This is a genomic window from Pigmentiphaga kullae (genome assembly GCF_004216695.1).
GTDB lineage: Bacteria > Pseudomonadota > Gammaproteobacteria > Burkholderiales > Burkholderiaceae_B > Pigmentiphaga > Pigmentiphaga kullae.
Genome location: NZ_SGXC01000001.1, coordinates 2485978 through 2504746 on the forward strand (window position 1 = coordinate 2485978; position 18769 = coordinate 2504746).

The following is an 18769-nucleotide window of genomic DNA, read 5'->3' on the forward strand; positions in this document are numbered from 1 at the left end:
AACACGTTGGAATCGTTGTCCGACCGGTCTGTCGTCCGGTAGATCCTCCCCCCTGTCCGTCCTACCCAGGAGCCCCTGATGAAGAGACTTTTGCGCGTACTGTCCGTCGCCTGTATCGCCGCCGCCCCCATGCTGCTGCCCGCCACGGCCGCCGCCCAGTTCGCCAAGCCCGAGGACGCCGTCAAGTATCGCCAATCGGCGCTTACCGTCATGTCCAGCCACTTCGGCCGCATCGCGCCGGTCGTGCGGGGGCAGCAGCCCTACGATGCGGCGCAGGTGAAGGCCGACGTGGCCATCGTCGCCATGATGTCCAAGCTGCCCTGGAGCGCGTTCGGCCCGGGAACGGAAGGCGGCGGCGCCAAACCCGCGGTCTGGTCCGACAACGCCAGGTTCAAGCAGGGCCAGGAGCGTCTGCACGGCGACATCGACAAGCTGGTGGCGGCGGCCGACACCGGCGATCTGGCCCAGGTGCGGACCGCGTACGGCGCGGTTGCCGCCAGCTGCAAGGCCTGTCACGACAATTTCCGGAACCGGTAATCGATCGAAATAGGTTTCAGGGCTTGTAAGCCCGTTGTTTCAAAAAAAAGCCAGGTCCACCCTGGCTTTTTTCGTTTCCGGGCGGTCGAATACCTGTGTATTCCCGCTCATGGGGGGCCCATCATGGCTTCCGTATCGAAAATCGTCTTGTGCATGGCCGCCGCCTTTTCCACCGTGGCCGGCCTGCCTGTTCCCGTCGCGGCCCAGCCCACGGCATCGACGCGCAACGGCGTCGCGCAGCCCGCGGAACTCGAACAACTGGTGGCGCCCATCGCGCTGTATCCGGATGCGCTGCTGTCGCAGATCCTGATGGCGTCCACCTATCCGCTGGAGGTGGTCGAGGCCGCCCGCTGGCAGAAGGACCATCCCAGCGTGACGGGCGCGGACCTGGAGGGCGCGATGCAGAACCAGGACTGGGATCCCAGCGTCAAGTCGCTGGTCGCCTTCCCCAACGTGCTGGACATGATGAACGAACGCCTGAGCTGGACCACCCGGCTGGGCGATGTCTTCCTGTCGCAGCAGGATGCGCTGATGGACCAGGTCCAGGTGCTGCGGTCGCGGGCCCAGGCGGCCGGCAACCTGAGCTCGGGGTCGGAGCAGACGGTCACCACCGTGCCGGCCTCGGGCGGCACCACCGTCATCCGCATCGAGCCCACGCGCCCGGACGTGGTCTACGTGCCGGTCTACAACCCCACGGTCGTCTACGGGCCGTGGCTGTATCCGGCCTACACGCCGTTCTACTGGTACCCGCCGGGCTACGTGGCCGCCGGCGTGGTGTTCTCGTTCGGCGTGGGCCTGTTCATCGGGCATGCGCTGTGGGGCGGCTACGACTGGCACGCGCACCGGGTCAACGTCGTCAACATCTATAACTACAACAACTTCAACCGCACGCGGTTCAGCCACGTCGACTGGCGGCATGACCCCTACCACCGCCGCAACGTGGGCTATGGCGATCCTGGGCGCGGCCGCCAGTTCTACGGCGGCGATCCGGCCGGGCATTTCGCCGCGCGCGAGGCGTATCGCGCCCGGGCCGATGCCTGGCGGCGCGACCTGCCCAATATCGACCGCGCATCGCTGCGCGACCCGGGCAGGGATTTCGGCAGCCGCTTCGACGGCGGCCACGGCAGCCGGTTCGACGGTGGCCAGGGCAGCCGCTTCGACGGCGGGCGGCCGGGAGCGGCGGGCGACCGCGGCACGCCCGGCAGCCGTTTCGATGGACCGGGAAGCGGCCCCAGGGCCGATGGCGGCCGGGGCCGCGAGACGGGTAACCCGGGCGCGATGCCGGGCCGCGTGCCCGGTGGCGGCGCGGGGATGCCGGGAGCCGAGGGTGGACGCGGGCAGGGGCCCCAGGCGTCGCGTCCGGGCCAGGACGGCCCGCGCGGCGCCGCGGGCATGCCCTCGCGTCCGTCCGGTGGCCGGGAATGGGCCGGTGGCCGTGGCGAAGGCGGCGGAGTCCAGGCGGGGCCCGGCGCGGGCCGGGGCTGGAGCGGTCCGCAGGGCGGCCGCGAGTTCAGCGGTGGACGTGACTTCGGCGGTGGACGCGACTTCGGCCGCGCGGGCGGAGGCGGCCATGGCGGTGAAGGCCGTGGCGGCGGCAGCGTGGGCATGGCCGGCGGCGGCGGAGGTGGTGGCGGCCATCACGGCGGCCGCTGACCGCTAGGGCCTGTGCTAGCCTCCTTTTAGCGGGAACAGACCCTGGGGCCCGGCGCGAATCAGAACATGGCGGCGGGCCGCAGCGACACGATGCCGTAGACCACCGCGGCGGCCGCGGCCGCGATGACCAGCGCGAGCAGGCGGGTGCCCGCGGTATCGCGGGCGGAGTCGGCGCCGGCGGCGAATTCCTCGGCCGGAGCGTCGCCGGTGATCATGGCGCGGGTCAGCTTCTGCTTCTTCGCGACGCGATACCAGACGATCGCCAGGACGTGCAGCCCGACCAGGATCAGGATGGGCAGTTCGTCCAGCTTGTGCAGCCCGGTCAGCCGGTCCGACCAATCCTTGCCGACCAGGCCGGCCAGCGGTCCTTCCGTGAAGATGTCGTCGTTGGCGAACAGCCCCGTGACGGCCTGGTAGCCCAGCAGCAGGATCATGGCCACCGCCGACAGCGCCCCCAGCGGATTGTGGCCGGGCGTGCGCGGCATGGCGCCCCCCAGGTAGGCGGCGATGGCCCGCGGTCCGCGCACGAAGCGCGCGAAGCGGGCATGGCTGCTGCCCACGAATCCCCAGACGATGCGGAACAGGATCAGCCCCAGCACGGCGTAGCCGAACAGCAGATGGTATTCGGTCCAGAGCCCGCCGACCTTGATGGTGACGAAGGCCCCGATCACACAGATGACGAGCAGCCAGTGGAAGAGGCGGGTGGGAAGGTCCCAGACGCGGATCTTGCTTGGGTTGGACATGGGGCAGCCACCGAGGAAGCGGGAGAGTGGCTATTGTGCCATCGGTGCCTGGATGCGCGGTGCCGGTCCGCGCCGGTCGATCAGGGGGTGGACGGCCTGGGCGTGTCGCAGCAGCGTCTCGTCTTCGCCCGGCCCGCCCACCAGTTGCACGCCCACCGGCAGGCCGCGCGGGGACCAGTCCGTCGGCAGGTGGACAGCGGGCCAGCCCAGCACCGACCAGATCCGGTTGAAGGTCGAGTCGCCGGTATGATGCAGGCCCGCCGGCGCTTCGCCGACCGCGCTGGGAGTCAGGATGACGTCGGCCTCCCGCATCCGGGCATCGAGCGTGGCGCGTGCCTCGCGCACCTGGTGCCTGGCCTCCTGGTACTGGCTGGCGCTGACCGCGCGTCCCGCCTCGATCGCCTTCAGCATGGTCGGGCTCAATTCGCGGCCTTGCGTGCGGATGACCGGCAGCAGCGTGCGGGCCAGCTCGTGCAGCATGATGCGGCGGTGGCATTCGGCCAGCGCGGGCAGGAGGCCGGCCAGCGGCGCTTCCACGACCGCGCAGCCCACCCCGCGCAGCGCGGCGGACGCATCGTCCAGCGCCCGCCGTGCCTCGGGGGCCAGCGGCCCCAGCTCCGTGGCGTCCAGGCGCCAGACGCGCAAGCCGTTCCCGGGGGGGCGGGGCGCCAGGTCCTGCCACGGCAGCAGGACGCTCCCGGCCAGGATGGCGTCCGCCACGGATCGGGCGAACCAGCCCAGGCAATCCAGGCTGTCGGCCACCGGGGCGACGCCGGCCGAGGGCACCGCGTTCAGCGAGGTCTTGACGCCCACCACGCCGCAATAGGCCGCGGGCCGGATGATCGACCCGCCGGTCTGCGTGCCCAGCGCCAGCGGCACCATGCCGGCGGCCACCGCCGCGGCCGAGCCGCTGGACGACCCGCCGGGGGTATGGCCGGGCACGTGCGGATTGCGCGTCGGGCCGGGGTGGGAGAAGGCCAGTTCGGCGGTCACCGTCTTGCCGACCGGCACGGCGCCGGCCGTCCGCAGCAACTCGACGCAGGCCGCGCTGCGGGGCGCCGGGGCCGCAGCGCCGGGCAGGCCGAGTCCGGTCGGCATGCCTTCGACGTCGATGATGTCCTTCACGCCCACGGGGACGCCCAGCAGGGGGAGGGCAGGATGGGCGGGAGGCAGGCCGTCGCGATAGGCGAGTTCGACCCGGCGGGGCTCGAACCAGCTCCACGCGCTCAGGGCCGGTTCGAGGCAGGCGTGCCGCTCCAGCACACTGCGGGAGATGTCGGCCGGGGCCAAGGCGCCGTCGCGCAGGCGGGCGGCGATCTCGCCGGCCGACAGTCGGAAATAGTCCAGGTGTCGCATGGCCGCCAGTATGCGTGGGGCCGGCCCCCGGGCAGACGTGAATTTTTTTCGCGCCCCCCGCGCCGATTCGTCGTTTGCCCGGCCCGCCGGGACGGCCCAGACTTGCCCCGCAAGGAGGAAAGCCATGCAGACATTTTCCGATCAACTGGGGCTGCGCTGCGTACTGATGCGCGGCGGCACGTCCAAGGGGCCGTTTTTCCTGGCGGACGACCTGCCGCCGGCCGGACCGCGGCGCGACGCCGCGCTGCTCAGGCTGATGGGGGCCCTGGAGCCGCGGCGCATAGACGGCATAGGCGGCATCGATTCGCTTACCAACAAGGTCGCGATCATTTCGCGCAGCACCCGGCCGGACGTGGACGTGGACTATCTGTTCGCCCAGATCTGCGTCCACAAGAACACCATCGACTACTCGGTGAACTGCGGCAACATGCTGGCCGCCGTCGGCCCGTTCGCCATCGACGAGGGCCTGGTCGCGGCCGCCGGGGGCGCTTCCACCGAAGTCGCCATCTTCAACGTCAACACCGGCAAGCGCATCGTCGCCACCGTGCGGACCCGGGACGGCCGCGCCGTCTATGCGGGCGAAGCGGCCATCGACGGCGTGGCCGGCACCGCCGCGCCGGTCTGGCTGCGCTTCTGCGACGTGGCCGGCGCCAAGACCGGCAGGCTGCTGCCCACGGGGCAGGCCATCGAAACGCTGGAAGGCGTGCGCGTGAGCTGCGTGGACGCGGCCGTGCCCATGGCCATCGTCGAAGCCGCCGAGCTGGGCATGACCGGCTACGAGACCGCCGACGAGATCAACGCCCGCGACGATCTGCTGGCCCGCGTCGAGCGCGTGCGCTGCGCGGCCGGCCGGGCGATGGGGCTGGGCGACGTCTCGCGGCTGGAGATGCCCAAGCTGGTGACCGTGGCGCGACCCGTGGCGGGAGGTACCATCAGTGCCCGGTATTTCATGCCCTACACCTGCCATACCTCGTTCGCCGTGACCGGCGCGGTGTGCCTGGCGGCGGCCGTGCAGGTGCCGGGGTCCGTGGCCGCGCGGATCGCTGGTCGGGCAGATGCGGGCGAGGTCGCCATCGAGCACCCCGCGGGCACGCTGCGCGTGGGGATCGACGCGGGCCAGGGCGACGCCGGTACGCAGATCCGTTCGGCCAGCCTGCTTCGCACCGCCCGGCGCCTGTACGCCGGTATCGTCTATTTTCCGGAGGCGACGCTGGAAGCGCCCGCCGCCGAGCCTGCAAGGGAAGTGCTCGCATGAAATCGTTCCGTGTCCTTCTGATCGCCGGCCTTGCGCTGGCGGGCCCGTACGCCGCGCAGGCGGCCGATGCCTACCCGGCCGGGCCCATCCGGCTGGTGGTGCCTTTCCCCGCCGGCGGCGGCACCGACATCCTGGCGCGCGAACTCGCGCGTGAGCTGGACCAGCAATGGCACCAGCCCGTCATCGTCGAGAACCGTCCCGGCGCGGGCGGCGCCATCGGCGCGGCGGCGGTGGCCGCGGCCAAGGCCGACGGCTACACCATGCTGATGACCACCGCGGGCGTCTCGGCCATCAATCCCAGTCTGTACAAGTCGCTGCCCTACGATCCCGAGAAGCAGTTCACGCCGGTCAGCCGCGTGGCCTCGACCGTGTTCGGCGTGCTGGTGCATCCGTCGCTGGGGGTGAACTCCATCGGCGAGCTGATCGCGCTGGCCAGGAGCAAGCCGGGCATGCTGACCTTCGGATCGGCGGGCAACGGCGCCGCGGGGCACCTGCCCGGCGAACTGTTCAAGTCCATGGCGCGGATCGACATCCGCCACGTTCCCTACCGCGGCACCAGCCCGGCGCTGAACGACCTGCTGGGCGGCCAGATATCCATGATGTTCGCCATCCTGGGGCCGGCCACGCCCTACATCAAGTCGGGCCGGGTCAAGCTGCTGGCCACCACCGGCGCCGCGCGCGCGGCAAGCTTTCCCGATGTACCCACGGTGACCGAGGCCGGGCTGCCCGGCTACGTGGCCGACGAGTGGTGGGGCGTCGCGGCGCCCCGGGCCACGCCGGCCGACGTGGTGCGCAAGTGGAACACGGCGATGCGGGCCTACGTGGCCAGGCCGGCCGTGCGACAGAAGCTGATCGAGAACGGCTACGAGCCCGCGTCCGACACGGTGGATGCTTTCTCGGCCCTGATCGCCTCGGACAAGGTCAAGTGGGGCAAGGTGGTGCGCGACGCCTCGGTCAGCATCGACTAGGCGGCCTGCGACAACAGCGCTTCCAGCAGGCGCGACACCGCGGGCGTGGGGACCACGCCGGGATCCACCACCAGGCGCAGTTCGAAGCTGGCCCAGTCGTCGGCCAGCGGCACCTGCCGGATGTTGGCCGGCACGTGCCAGTCGGCGGGCGCGGCGGGCACCACGGCCACGCCCAGCCCCGCGCTGACCAGCGAGAATACCGCGGGGAAGCTGGTCACCTGGGTGGATACGGCGGCCGGGTGCGGCGTGCCCGGGCCGTCCTGGCCCGAGAACTGCGCCAGCGCGCTGCCGGCCGAGCGTGCGATGTGCGGGAACCGCAGCGTTTCTTCGTAGAACACGGCGTCCCGCCCGGCCAGCTCATGGCCGGCGGGCACCGCCAGGACCAGCGGCGTGCGCGTATAGGGCAGGCTTTGCAGATGCTCCGCCTGGGCGCCGGCGTGGGCGATGCCGAGATCGACCGACCCGTTGGCCACCGCCTCCAGCACCGCCGCGCTCGTGGCTTCCCGCACCGAGATGCGGATGCCGGGGTATTGCGCCGAGAACCGGGCCATCAGGTCGGCCAGCCCCGCGCACATGCCCGAGGTGTTGGAGGCGATCCTGACGGTGCCCGAGGTGCCGTCGGCGAACCCCGCCAGGTCCTGCTGCAAGCCCTGCAATTGCTCCAGCACCCGTTCGGTGCGCCGCGCCACCGCCTGGCCGGCGGCGGTCAGGCGCGCGCCCTCCGGCCGCCGGGTCAAAAGGGCGATGCCCAATTGGGATTCCAGCTCCAGGATGCGCTTGCTGGCGGCCGAGGCCGTCAGGTGGATGGTCTCGGCCGCGCGCGCCACGCTGCCGGTTTCATCGACCTTGCGCAGCAGTTGCAGGGTCAGCAGATCGAATCGCGGATTCATGGAAGTGCTCCGTCGGGTCGGATGGCCCGATGACAAACAAAAACGCCCGGCGGAGCCGGGCGCTTCGGGACGTCGTCTGGGACGGCGCGGGCGTCAGCCCACGACTTCGCCGGTATCCTTCTTGGCCGGCTTGACCAGGTCCTCGCGCTTGACGCCCAGCCACATGGCGATGGCGGCCGCCACGAACACGGACGAGTAGATGCCGAACCAGATGCCGATGGTCAGCGCCAGCGCGAAATAATGCAGCGACGGGCCGCCGAAGATCAGCATCGCGATCACCATCATCTGCGTCGATCCGTGAGTGATGATGGTACGCGAGATGGTGGCCGTGATGGCGCTGTCGATCACTTCCCGCACCGAGGCCTTGCGCTGCTTGCGGAAGTTTTCCCGGATCCGGTCCATGATGACCACCGATTCGTTCACCGAGTAGCCCAGCACCGCCAGCACCGCCGCCAGCACCGGCAGCGAGAACTCCCACTGGAAGAACGCGAAGAAACCCAGGATGATGACCACGTCGTGCAGGTTGGCCACCACGCCCGCCACGGCGAATTTCCACTCGAAGCGGAACGCCAGGTAGATCATGATGCCGACCACCACGAACAGCAGCGCCAGCAGGCCGTCGTGGGCCAGTTCCTTGCCGATCTGCGGGCCGACGTATTCGACGCGGCGCAGTTCGACGGCGGGGTCGGTGGCCTTCAAGGCCTCGATGACCTCGTTGCTCTGCTGGGTCGAGGTCTTGCCCTCGACGTTGGGCAGCCGGATCATCACGTCGCGCGAGGTGCCGAAGTTCTGCACCTGGAAGTCGCTGTAGCCCTTCTGCGAGATGGTGCCGCGCACCTTGTCCAGTTCCACCGCCTGCGGGTAGGCCACCTCCATGACCGTGCCGCCGGTGAACTCGATGGACAGGTGAAAGCCCTTGGTGGCGATGAAGAACACCGCCGCCAGGAACGTGACCAGACTGATGAGGTTCAGCACCAGCGCGTGGCGCATGAACGGGATGGTCTTGTGGATGCGGAAGAATTCCATGTTGCTCAGACCTCTTTGGGTTTCCAGACCTGGCCAATCGACAGCTTGGCGAGTTTCTTGCGGCGGCCGTACCAGAGGTTGGCGAGCGCGCGGGCGCCGACCACGGCGGAGAACATCGAGGTCAGGATCCCGATGGTGTGGACGATGGCGAAGCCCCGCACCGGACCCGACCCGAAGGCCAGCAGCGCCACCGCCGCGATCAGCGTGGTGACGTTGGAGTCCAGGATGGTGCCCCAGGCCCGCTCGAAGCCGAGGTGGATGGCCTGCTGGGGCGCGGCGCCGGCCCGCAGTTCCTCGCGTATCCGCTCATTGATGAGCACGTTGGCGTCGATCGCCATGCCCAGCGTGAGCGCGATGGCCGCGATGCCCGGCAGGGTCAGCGTGGCCTGCAGCATGGACAGCAGCGCGATCAGCAGCAGCAGGTTGACCGCCAGCGCGATCACCGAGAACACGCCGAAGAGCCCGTAGTACAGGATGATGAAGATGGCGATCGCGGCGAAGCCGTAGACCACCGAGTGGAAGCCCTTCTGGATGTTGTCGGCGCCCAGGCTGGGGCCGATGGTGCGTTCCTCGATGATGTCCATGGGCGCGGCCAGCGAACCGGCGCGCAGCAGCAGGGCGGTGTCGTTGGCCTCGACCGTGGTCATGCTGCCGGAGATCTGCACGCGGCCGCCGCTGATCTCGGTGCGGATCACCGGCGCGGTCACGACCTCGCCCTTGCCCTTCTCGAACAGCAGGATGGCCATGCGCTTGCCCACGTTGTCGCGGGTCACGTCGCGGAAGATGCGGGCGCCCTTGGCGTCCAGCGTCAGGTGCACGGCGGGCTGCTGGGTCTGGCCGTCGAAGCCGGCCTGGGCGTCCTGCAGGTTCTCGCCGGTCAGCACGATCTGGCGGCGTACCAGCACCGGCCGGCCGTCGCGGTCGGTGTAGCGTTCCAGGCCGAAGGGCACGGTGCCGCTGGCCAGCGCGCTGGTGGCTTCCGGCGAATCGTCCACCATGCGCACTTCCAGCGTGGCCGTGCGGCCCAGGATGTCCTTGGCCTTGGCCACGTCCTGCACGCCCGGCAGCTGGACCACGATGCGGTCGGCGCCTTGCTGCTGGATGACCGGCTCGGCCACGCCCAGTTCGTTGATACGGTTGTGCAGCGTCGTGATGTTCTGGCGCAGCGCGTTGTCCTGGGCGGTCTTGATGGCCTGCGGGGTCAGCGCGCCGGTCAGCTTGAAGTCGCCGCCGGCGTCCTGGTCGCTCAGCTGCAGGTCGGGCAGGCTGGTGCGCAGCACGTCGCGCGCAGCATCGCGGGTGGCGGCGTCGCGGAACTTGATCTCGATGCTCTGGCCGACGCGGTCGATGCCGTTGTGGCGGATGTTCTTGTCGCGCAGCAGCGAGCGCACGTCGCCGGTCATGGCGTCGTAGCGCTTGGTCAGTGCGCCCTTCATGTCCACCTGCAGCAGGAAGTGCACGCCGCCGCGCAGGTCCAGGCCCAGGTACATGGGCAGCGCGTGCAAGGCGCGCAGCCAGGCGGGCGAGGCCGACAGCAGGTTCAGCGCGACCACGTAGCTGGGGTCGGACGAATCGGGATTCAGCGATTTCTCGAGCAGGTCGCGCGCGCGCAACTGCTGGTCCGGGGTGTTCAGCCGCACCCGCACCGTGCCCACCGGGCCGTTCTGCTCGAAGTACAGGCCGGTGTTGGAGATGCCTGCGGCCTGCAGGGTCTGGTCCACCCGCTCCATCATGGAGTTGTCGACCTTGACGGTCGCCTTGGCGCTGGAGACCTGGACGGCGGGGGATTCGCCGAAGAAGTTCGGCAAGGTGTAGACGAAGCCGATCACGACCACCACGGCGATCATGATGTACTTCCAGAGAGGATAGCGATTCATCGGTAATCAAACCTCGGAAGGCTGGCGCATCGGCGCCGGTGCCCGCGGCGGGCCCGGCCGCAGAACGCGAAAAAGGGGCGGCGCCTGGCGCCAGCCCCCGGCAGTGCATCGATGCCGCGCGGGCGGCATGGACGCGAGCGCCTGGCTTACAGAGCCTTGATGGTGCCCTTGGGCAGGACGGTCTGGACCGCGGTCTTCTGGACCAGGACTTCCACCGCCTTGTCGCCCTCGCGCGAGATTTCCACCGAGACGTAGGTATCGTTGACCTGGACGACCTTGCCCAGGATGCCGCCGGCGGTGACGACTTCGTCGCCCTTGGCCAGGGCGGCGACCATGTTCTTGTGCTCCTTCTGGCGCTTCATCTGAGGACGGATCATCAGGAAATAGAGGATCACGAACATCAGGACGATGGGCAGCATCCCCATCAGGGCGCCTTCGCCTCCGGCCGCAGGAGCTTGCGCCAGGACATTGGCGAGCGCGTTGGATGTCAGCATTTCTTCTCCAGAATCAATGACTTGCGTCGAAAATAACTCAAAATTGTAGCCCAGCCCGCCCAGGGCGGAACCGGGCCTCTTTTAGGGATAACCCCGGCCGGATCCGCCATGCTGACCAGTGGCCGCGAGCTCCTGGTTGGCCACGGCGGGGCCGGGAGGTGCAATTCTAGACGCCACGCGCCCGGTTGGCGGCGAATTCCGCGCGCCAGGCGGCGAAAACGCCGCCGGCGATGGCATCGCGCATTTCCTGCATCAATTGCAGGTAATAGTGGAGGTTGTGGATCGTATTGAGCCGCGCCCCCAGGATCTCGTTCGACCTGAACAGGTGGTGCAGGTACGAGCGGGAGAAGTTCTGACACGTATAGCAGCCGCAGGTTTCATCCAGCGGACGGGTATCGTCGCGGTAGCGCGCGTTGCGGATCTTGACGTCGCCGTAGCGGGTGAACAGCCAGCCGTTGCGGGCGTTGCGCGTGGGCATCACGCAGTCGAACATGTCCACCCCGGCGGCCACGCCGTCCACCAGGTCCTCGGGCGTGCCCACGCCCATCAGGTAGCGGGGGGCGTCCTGCGGCAGCCGGGGCGCCACGTGGGCCAGGATGCGCAGCATGTCTTCCTTGGGCTCGCCCACCGACAGCCCGCCGATGGCGTAGCCGTGGAAGCCGATGTCCGTGAGGCCAGCCAGCGATTCGTCGCGCAGGGCCTCGTACATTCCGCCCTGGACGATGCCGAACAGCGCATTGGGGTTCTCCAGCGCGTCGAACTCGTTGCGCGAGCGGCGCGCCCAGCGCAGCGACATGCGCATCGAGGTGGCCGCCTCGTCCACGGTGGCCGGCCGGCCGTCGATGGCGTAGGGCGTGCATTCGTCGAACACCATCGCGATGTCCGAATTCAGGCTGCGCTGGATGCGCATCGATTCCTCGGGCGTGAGCATCAGCCGCGCGCCGTCGATGGGCGAGGCGAAGCGCACGCCTTCCTCGGTGATCTTGCGCAGGCCCTCCAGGCTGAACACCTGGAAGCCGCCCGAGTCCGTCAGGATGGGTTTGTGCCACTGCATGAAGCCGTGCAGGCCGCCGTGGGCGTCGATGATCTGCGTGCCCGGCCGCAGCCAGAGGTGGAAGGTGTTGCCCAGCACGATCTGCGCGCCCACCTCGTCCAGCTCGTAGGGCGCCATGGCCTTGACCGTGCCGTAGGTGCCCACCGGCATGAAGATGGGCGTCTCGACCACGCCATGGTTCAGCGTCACGCGCCCGCGGCGCGCCTGGCCTTCGGTGGCCAGGAGTTCGAATTTGAGTCCGTTCATCGTTCTATAAACATCGCGTCGCCGTAGCTGAAGAAGCGGTAGCGCTGGGCCACGGCGTGGGCATAGGCGCGGCGGATGGGGTCCATGCCCGCGAACGCCGAGATCAGCATCATCAGCGTCGACTTGGGCAGGTGGAAATTGGTGACCAGCGCGTCCACCGCGCGGAACTCGAAGCCCGGCGTGATGAACAGGCGCGTGTCGCCGCGCGTCTCGCGCAGCGGCCAGTGGGTGGCGGCGGCCGATTCCAGGGCCCGCACGCTGGTCGTGCCCACGGCGACCACCCGGCCGCCGGCGGCGCGGGCCTGCGCGATGGCGTCCACGGTGGCCTGGGGCAGCGTATACAGCTCGCTGTGCATGACGTGCTCGGACAGCTTGTCCACCCGCACTGGCAGGAAGGTGCCGGCGCCCACGTGCAGCGTCACGAAGGCCGTGCGCACGCCCTGGGCGCGCAGCGTGGCCAGCAGTGCGTCGTCGAAATGCAGCCCCGCCGTGGGGGCGGCCACCGCGCCGGGTTCCCGGGCGTAGACCGTCTGGTAGCGGGCGTCGTCGCCGGTGTCCGGCGTGTGCGTGATGTAGGGGGGCAGCGGCGTCTGGCCGTGCTCGGCCAGCAGCTCCAGCACGGGGCCGGGAAACCGCAGGTCGAACAGATCGCCCTGGCGGCCCAGCATGGTCACGTCGAAGGCCCCCGCCAGGCGGATGACCGCGCCGGACTTGGGCGACTTGCTGGCGCGCAGGTGCACCAGCGCGCGGTCGGGTTCGGTGATGCGCTCGACCAGCACCTCCACCTTGCCGCCGCTGCTCTTTTCGCCGAAAAGGCGCGCCTTGATCACCCGCGTGTCATTGAAGACAAGCAGGTCGTGCGGGCGCAGCAGGCCGGGCAGATCGGCAAACCGGCGGTCGTGCAGCCCGCCTTGCGCATCCAGGTGGAGGAGGCGGCTGGCGGTGCGGTCGGCGGCGGGGGTCTGGGCGATCAGCTCGGGCGGAAGTTCGTAGTCGAAATCGTCGAGAGTGAGATCTGGCACGGGTAAGACAGGGTTGGGAAAGCGCACGGCAACCCACCATCATAGCCTGGAATCGCCGTCCCCCCGGCCGGCTCCCGCCGTCCGCGCCTCCTTCCCGAGCCAGTCCCGGAACAGCCTGACGACCTCGCGCTTGGAGGCGGGCTCGTTGCTGACGATGTGGTAGCTGGACGCCAGCCGGACCTCCAGCGGGAAGGGCGCCACCAGCCGCCCGGTCGCCAGGTCCAGGCGGGCCAGTTCCTTGGTGGTCGCGACCACGCCCTTGCAGGCGACGGCGGCCTCCATGGCGGGGATGGAGTGCCAGAAGTGGGGGCCGCGCGAGGTGTCGATGCCCGTCACGCCGGCTTTTTCCAGCCACATGTCCCAGAACGACGGCCCTTCGTACAGCACGCCGCGATCGTCGTGGAGCAGCACGTGGCGGCGCAGGTCGTCGGGCTCGCGCAGGGGGTCGTCGCCTTCGAGCAGGGCGGGGCTGCACAGCGGGGTGACGGTCAGCGGCATCAACTGGTCGACCCGCATGCCCGGGTAGCCGCCGTTGCCGAACACGATCAGCACGTCGACCTCGTCCACCCAGCCCATCACGCTGGCGACGTCGCCACGCGGCCCGCGCGGCAGGCGCGAGAACTGCCGCACCCGGGTGGAGACGCGCACGTCGATGTCGGGGCAGGCGGTCACGAAGCGATGCAGGCGAGGCATCAGCCAGTTGGAGATGAAGGACGGCGGCGCGCCGACCTCGAGCACGTCGGCCCCGCGATGGTCGCGCAGCCGCCCGACCGCCTGGCGCAGGCAGTCGAAGCCTTCTTCCAGCTTGGGAAAGAAGATCTCGGCGCTGGCGGTCAGTTCGATGCCGCGATGGACGCGGCGGAAAAGGCGCACGCCCAGCATGTCCTCCAGGATCTGGATCTGGTGGCTGACGGCGGCCGGCGTGACGTTCAGTTCCTCGGCCGCTTTCTTCAGGCTGCGGTGGCGGGCGGCCGACTCGAAGGCCCGGAGCGCGGTCAGCGGGGGCAGCGTATGGCTCATTTTTTCAGATTAGTTTTTCTAACTTCATGAGGGAAGATAATTCGTGTGACAGCCCTGGGGGTGCTCCCTATAGTAGTCCGTAAATCAGAGGGGCCTATCCGGCGCCAGAACGATACTCCGGATGCATCAAGTTAGTGCGTCTAATCTGAAAACCACCCAGGACACGCCATGCCCGATATCCAGATCCTCAACCCCGCTGGCCTTGGTACCCCGCTTGCCCAGTATTCCCAGGTGGCCCGCGTCAAGGCCTCGGAGTTCGTCTTCATCGCCGGGCAGGTGGCGACCGACCAGCACGGGAACACCGTTGGCGCGGGCGACTTCGACGCCCAGTGCGTGCAGGTCTTCCGCAACATCGACATCGCGCTGAAGGAAGTGGGCGCCACCTGGCAGAACGTGCTGCAGTTCACGACCTACCTGGTGCATTCGCAGGACATCCCCCGGCTGGGCGCCTACCGCGAGCGTGCCTTTCCGGGCATGTTCGGCACCCGGGCCTATCCGACCAACACCTTGCTGATGATCGATCGCCTGGTGCGCGAGGATCTGCTGATCGAAGTGCAGGCGGTCGCGGCGCTATGAACTCCTGTTTGCGCGAGGGCGGGTTCGAGCTGGACGGCATCCCGGTGCGCTACGTCGAAGGGGGCGTCGGCCTGCCGCTGCTGCTGTTGCACGGCTCGGGGGCGGGCGCGTCCAGCCATGGCAACTGGCAGCGCGTGCTGCCGCGGCTGGCCGAGCGGCACCACGTGCACGCGATGGACCTGATCGGCTTCGGCCGGTCCGGCGCCAAGCCAGCCGGACCGCATTTCGACTATGCCCTGTGGCTGCGCCAGTGCCGCGAAATGATCGCGCGCATGCCGGGCGAACGGATAGGCGTGATCGGGCATTCCCTGTCCGGCACCCTGGCCCTGCGTCTGGCTGCCCGCGAGCCGCGCGTGGCGCGCGTGCTGACGACGGCGACCATGGGCGCGTCGTTCGCCGCCAACCCCGCCACGCAAACCGCCTGGAGCTTTCCCGGCGACCGCGAGGCGCTGAAGCGGGCCTCGCGCCTGCTGGTGCACGATCCGGCGCTGATCGACGAGGCCTATCTGGACGGCCGCGAACGCATCCTGCGCGAGGGCGACCACGGCCGGCGCTTCGAACAGATGTTCGCGGGCGACAAGCAGCGCTTCATCGATGACGTGGCGCTGACCGCGGATGAACTGGCCGCTATCGGCTGCGAGGTATTGATGCTGCACGGCCGCGACGATCGCGGTTTCCCCGCCGACGCCTTGACGCTGCCCATGTCGCGTTCCATCGCCCGGGCCGACGTGCACCTGCTGAGCCGCTGCGGCCATTCGGTCGCCTTCGAGTGGCCGGAGAAGTTCCTGGCGCTGGCCGTGCCGTTCTTCGCCGGGGGGGCGCATGGGTGAGCCGGCCTACATCCTGAAGGGCCAGGTGATCGACGGCACGCTGGATGCGCCCATCGCGCGCGGCGCGGTCGTGACGCAGGGCGAAGAGATCGCGTGGGTGGGCGAGGAGGCCGCCTTGCCCCCGAGCTACGCGCGGTCCGGCGCCCAGGTGATCGATCTTCCCGGCCGCAGCATCCTTCCCGGCCTGGTCGACGGGCACATCCACATCTCCTTCGGCGAGGCGCGCTCCGAAGAGGAGCTCGCGCTGTACACGCCGGTGGAGTTCCGGACGCTGAAGGCGGTGTGGAACGCGAAGAAGGTGCTGCAGGCGGGGGTGACGAGCGCTTTCGATGCCGCCACCACGTTCAACATCGCGCAATCGGTGCGCGATGCGATCGACAGCGGTATGTTCGAGGGGCCCCGGCTCGCGGTGTCGGGGCGGCAGCTGACCTCCCACCAGGGGCTGGAGGATTCCTTCCCCAACTGGATGGAGTTTCCGCCGGGGCAGGCGGGCGTGCTGATCCGCAGCCGCGACGAACTGGTCGAGCAGATCCGCTACCAGGTCAAGGACGGCGTCGATGCCATCAAGGTGTCGGGATCGAACGATTCCTTCATCACCCCCGATTCGCTCGACGGCTCGGCCTTCACCTATGACGAGTACCGGATCGTGGCCGACGAGGCCCACCGGCTCGGCCGCATGTGCACGGTGCATGCGCGTTCCCGCGATGCCGTGGCCGATGCCGCGCGCGCCGGCTTCGACGTGATCTTCCATGCGTCGTTCATCGACGACGAAGGCATCGATCTGTGCCTGCGCAACGGCTGCGTGATCGTGCCGACGCTGCCCTTGCTGGTCAACGCGATCGAGGCCACGGGCGGGTCGGCCAATCCGGCCAATGCCGGGTTCCAGCGCGAGGTCGACGCGGCGCTGACCAACCTGGGGCGCGCCAGCCGTGCCGGCGTCCCGCTGGTGCCCGGCTCGGAAAGCGGCTGGTCGCCGGTGCCCTACGGCCAGTGGCACGCCCGCGAGATGCAGATATTCGTGGACGACCTGGGCCTGTCGCCCGGGCAGGCCCTGCATGCGGGCACGCTGGGCGCCACGCGCCTGTTCCGCCGCTTCGGCGGGCGGGTCGGCAAGCTCGAGGCCGGGCGCTACGCCGACATCATCGTGGTCGACGGCGATCCGCTGGCCGACATCGGGCTGCTGCAGAAACCGTCGCGCTTCGACCTCATCCTGAAGGCCGGCCGCCCGGTGGACCGCACGCCGCCCGCGCCGCGCAGGCCGATGCACTACGAGCGGCACAAGATGTTCCTGAACGGCATTTTCCATTACGACCAGGAAGCCGGCCGCGGCGTCCTGCGGCGCTGACCCTTCTTCATTCTTCAGCAGGAAACTCGATGACGTACAGCAAAGAGCAACTCGCCGGCCTGGTCCAGGCGGATCGCGTGCACCGGGCCTATTACACCGATCCGGCCGTGTTCGAGGCCGAGATGGCCAAGGTATTCGGCAAGGTGTGGGTCTACGTGGGCCACGACAGCCTGGTGCCCGACCCGGGCGACTATTACTGCACGACGCTGGCCGGCCAGCCGGTGGTGCTGAGCCGCCACGAGAGCGGTTCGGTGCACGTGCTGTACAACCGCTGCGGCCATCGCGGCGCCAAGGTGCTGTCGCGCACGCGCGGCAACGCGCGCGTGTTCTCGTGCATGTATCACGGCTGGGCATTCCGCCCCAATGGCGAGCTGGCGGGCGTGCCCATGCGGGCCGACTTCCCCGAGGAGGCGCTGCGCGAGCCACGCGCGGGCATGGAGCCGCTGCCGCGCGTCGACAGCTATCGCGGCTTCGTGTTCGCCTCGCTCGACCCTGGCGTGATGCCGCTGCTCGATTTCCTGGGCGAGGCGCGCAAGGGCATCGACGAACTGGTGGACCGCTCGCCCGAAGGCCGGGTCGAGTTCGCCGCCGGCTGTCATCGCTACCACTTTCGCGGCAACTGGAAGCTGCAGATGGACAACATGGCCGACACCTACCATCCCGCGGCGGCCCACGGCTCGACCGTCGGGCCGGACGGCCGCCAGTTCCAGCGGCGTGCCGGCGACCAGGGCGGCGCGGCCCTGTTCTTCGCGCCCAACGGCGAAGCGGTGGTGTCGCAGCTGGGCGTGCGCGGCTTCCCGCATGGCCACAGTTCGGAACAATCCCTGTTCGACAAGGAGCAGGCCGGCGGCGTCTGGGACGACTACCGCGCCCTGATGGTCGCGCGCCATGGCGAGGAACGCACCGCCGACATTCTGAAGAACCGCCGGCACAGCCTGACGCTGTTCCCGACATTGGACATCCTGATCGCCCAGACCTCGGTGCGCGTGGTCAAGCCCATCGCGGTGGACCTGACCGAGGTCGAGATCTGGCCGGTCAGGCTGGCGGGCGCGCCGGCCGTGATTTCGGACGACCTGGTCAAGTACGTCAACATGACCCACTCCGCGTCGTCGTTCATCCAGACCGACGATCTCGAAGCCTTCGAGCGTTGCCAGGAAGGACTGAAGGCACAGGGCAGCGACTGGGTGCTGGTCGCGCGCGGCATGGGCGCCGAGGTCGACGAAGGCGACGGCGTGCTGTTCGGCGCGCGTTCGAGCGAAGTCGGCCAGCGCGCCAAGCACTATGCCTGGCGCGACCTGATGAGCGCCTGATTCCACCAGAGAGCCACCATGAACACGCTAGCAAGACTTACCCCCGCCGCGCACGCCGCGCCGTCCCTGGACACCCTGCGCGACTTCGTCGAACACGAGGCCGACCTGCTCGACAGCCGCCGCTTCGACGACTGGCTGGACCTGTACAGCGACGACGCCGTGTACTGGGTGCCGGCCGCGCAGGACCAGGCCGACTGGATCAGCCACGTGTCGCTCTACTATGACGAGAAGCACACCATGAAGACGCGCGTGGCGCGGCTCAAGCACCCGATGATCCATTGCCAGGACCCGCCTTCCACGACGGTGCGCGTGCTGTCGAACTTCGGTCTGGAAGCCGCCGACGGCGACCGTTTCCGCGTCCGCAGCAAATTCATCATGCTGGAGGACCGGCCCGGCGCCGACCGCCGCGTGTATGGCGGTCGCTATCTGCACACGCTGCGGCTCGACGGCGCGCATTTGAAAATCGTCCAGAAGTGCGTGCGGCTCACCAACTGCGACCAGAGCTTCCCGCAACTGACCCAGCCGTTCTAAGGATGCGCGTCGGCGCTCTTGCCCATGGAGGTTCAC

18 protein-coding genes are annotated in these 18769 nt (G+C 69.2%); 9 read left to right on the plus strand and 9 right to left on the minus strand.

What is annotated here, in order from left to right; all coding sequences use genetic code 11:
• Positions 1-78 precede the first annotated feature (78 nt).
• Together EV675_RS12125 and EV675_RS12130 are read left to right on the plus strand one after the other, a co-directional pair.
• The gene (locus tag EV675_RS12125) at positions 79-537 is read left to right on the plus strand and encodes a c-type cytochrome (protein ID WP_130357477.1); all 459 of its coding nucleotides are present in this window, start codon (positions 79-81) and stop codon (positions 535-537) included.
• A gap of 123 nt (positions 538-660) precedes the next feature.
• A complete protein-coding gene (locus EV675_RS12130) occupies positions 661-2190 on the plus strand; it encodes a DUF3300 domain-containing protein (protein ID WP_130357478.1) in 1530 nt (509 codons plus the stop codon).
• A 59-nt stretch (positions 2191-2249) separates the two neighbouring features.
• Here EV675_RS12130 and EV675_RS12135 read toward each other — a convergent pair whose 3' ends face one another.
• Both EV675_RS12135 and EV675_RS12140 read right to left on the minus strand, forming a co-directional pair.
• A complete protein-coding gene (locus tag EV675_RS12135; protein ID WP_130357479.1) occupies positions 2250-2933 on the minus strand; it encodes a cytochrome b/b6 domain-containing protein in 684 nt (227 codons plus the stop codon).
• 30 nt (positions 2934-2963) lie between these two features.
• Positions 2964-4289, minus strand: coding sequence for an amidase (locus EV675_RS12140; RefSeq protein WP_165404563.1), 1326 nt, complete (start codon positions 4287-4289; stop codon positions 2964-2966).
• Positions 4290-4413: 124 nt separating this feature from the next.
• On the opposite strand from EV675_RS12140, the gene EV675_RS12145 reads away from it, so the two are divergent.
• Together EV675_RS12145 and EV675_RS12150 are read left to right on the plus strand one after the other, a co-directional pair.
• Positions 4414-5544 carry a 4-oxalomesaconate tautomerase gene (locus EV675_RS12145; protein ID WP_130357481.1) on the plus strand — a complete coding sequence of 377 codons (1131 nt, stop codon included), beginning with the start codon at positions 4414-4416 and terminating at the stop codon, positions 5542-5544.
• Positions 5541-6512, plus strand: a complete 972-nt coding sequence (locus tag EV675_RS12150) for a Bug family tripartite tricarboxylate transporter substrate binding protein (protein ID WP_130357482.1) — start codon at positions 5541-5543, stop codon at positions 6510-6512. The genes EV675_RS12145 and EV675_RS12150 overlap by 4 nt, the downstream gene beginning before the upstream one ends.
• Here the strand turns inward: EV675_RS12150 and EV675_RS12155 are convergent.
• The 7 genes from EV675_RS12155 to EV675_RS12185 form a co-directional block, all read right to left on the minus strand.
• Positions 6509-7402 carry a LysR family transcriptional regulator gene (locus EV675_RS12155; RefSeq protein WP_087837037.1) on the minus strand — a complete coding sequence of 298 codons (894 nt, stop codon included), beginning with the start codon at positions 7400-7402 and terminating at the stop codon, positions 6509-6511. The two genes, EV675_RS12150 and EV675_RS12155, sit on opposite strands and share 4 nt — an antisense overlap.
• A 93-nt stretch (positions 7403-7495) precedes the next feature.
• Positions 7496-8428: a protein translocase subunit SecF gene (secF, locus tag EV675_RS12160; protein ID WP_130357483.1), complete on the minus strand. Its 933-nt coding sequence runs from the start codon at positions 8426-8428 to the stop codon at positions 7496-7498.
• A gap of 5 nt (positions 8429-8433) precedes the next feature.
• Positions 8434-10305, minus strand: a complete 1872-nt coding sequence (secD, locus tag EV675_RS12165; protein ID WP_130357484.1) for a protein translocase subunit SecD — start codon at positions 10303-10305, stop codon at positions 8434-8436.
• Positions 10306-10451: 146 nt separating this feature from the next.
• A complete protein-coding gene (yajC, locus tag EV675_RS12170) occupies positions 10452-10799 on the minus strand; it encodes a preprotein translocase subunit YajC (RefSeq protein WP_124688279.1) in 348 nt (115 codons plus the stop codon).
• Positions 10800-10965: 166 nt separating this feature from the next.
• The gene (gene tgt, locus EV675_RS12175; protein WP_130357485.1) at positions 10966-12099 is read right to left on the minus strand and encodes a tRNA guanosine(34) transglycosylase Tgt; all 1134 of its coding nucleotides are present in this window, start codon (positions 12097-12099) and stop codon (positions 10966-10968) included.
• Positions 12096-13121: a tRNA preQ1(34) S-adenosylmethionine ribosyltransferase-isomerase QueA gene (queA, locus tag EV675_RS12180; protein ID WP_130357486.1), complete on the minus strand. Its 1026-nt coding sequence runs from the start codon at positions 13119-13121 to the stop codon at positions 12096-12098. Before queA ends, tgt begins: the two co-directional genes overlap by 4 nt.
• Positions 13122-13160: 39 nt before the next feature.
• Complete coding sequence (locus tag EV675_RS12185; RefSeq protein WP_130357487.1) at positions 13161-14141, minus strand: LysR family transcriptional regulator; 981 nt, start codon at positions 14139-14141, stop codon at positions 13161-13163.
• 168 nt (positions 14142-14309) lie between these two features.
• On the opposite strand from EV675_RS12185, the gene EV675_RS12190 reads away from it, so the two are divergent.
• Genes EV675_RS12190 through EV675_RS12210 form a run of 5 tightly spaced genes read left to right on the plus strand, consistent with a single transcriptional unit; the run spans position 14310 to position 18733 of the window.
• Complete coding sequence (locus EV675_RS12190; protein ID WP_130357488.1) at positions 14310-14717, plus strand: RidA family protein; 408 nt, start codon at positions 14310-14312, stop codon at positions 14715-14717.
• Positions 14714-15547, plus strand: coding sequence for an alpha/beta fold hydrolase (locus EV675_RS12195; RefSeq protein WP_130357489.1), 834 nt, complete (start codon positions 14714-14716; stop codon positions 15545-15547). Before EV675_RS12190 ends, EV675_RS12195 begins: the two co-directional genes overlap by 4 nt.
• Positions 15540-16892: a metal-dependent hydrolase family protein gene (locus EV675_RS12200; protein ID WP_130357490.1), complete on the plus strand. Its 1353-nt coding sequence runs from the start codon at positions 15540-15542 to the stop codon at positions 16890-16892. The genes EV675_RS12195 and EV675_RS12200 overlap by 8 nt, the downstream gene beginning before the upstream one ends.
• 29 nt (positions 16893-16921) lie before the next feature.
• A complete protein-coding gene (locus tag EV675_RS12205) occupies positions 16922-18202 on the plus strand; it encodes an aromatic ring-hydroxylating dioxygenase subunit alpha (RefSeq protein ID WP_130357491.1) in 1281 nt (426 codons plus the stop codon).
• Between the two features lie 18 nt (positions 18203-18220).
• Positions 18221-18733 (plus strand): aromatic-ring-hydroxylating dioxygenase subunit beta, encoded by a 513-nt coding sequence (locus EV675_RS12210; RefSeq protein WP_130357492.1) that lies wholly within the window; start codon positions 18221-18223, stop codon positions 18731-18733.
• The last annotated feature ends 36 nt before the right edge of the window (positions 18734-18769 follow it).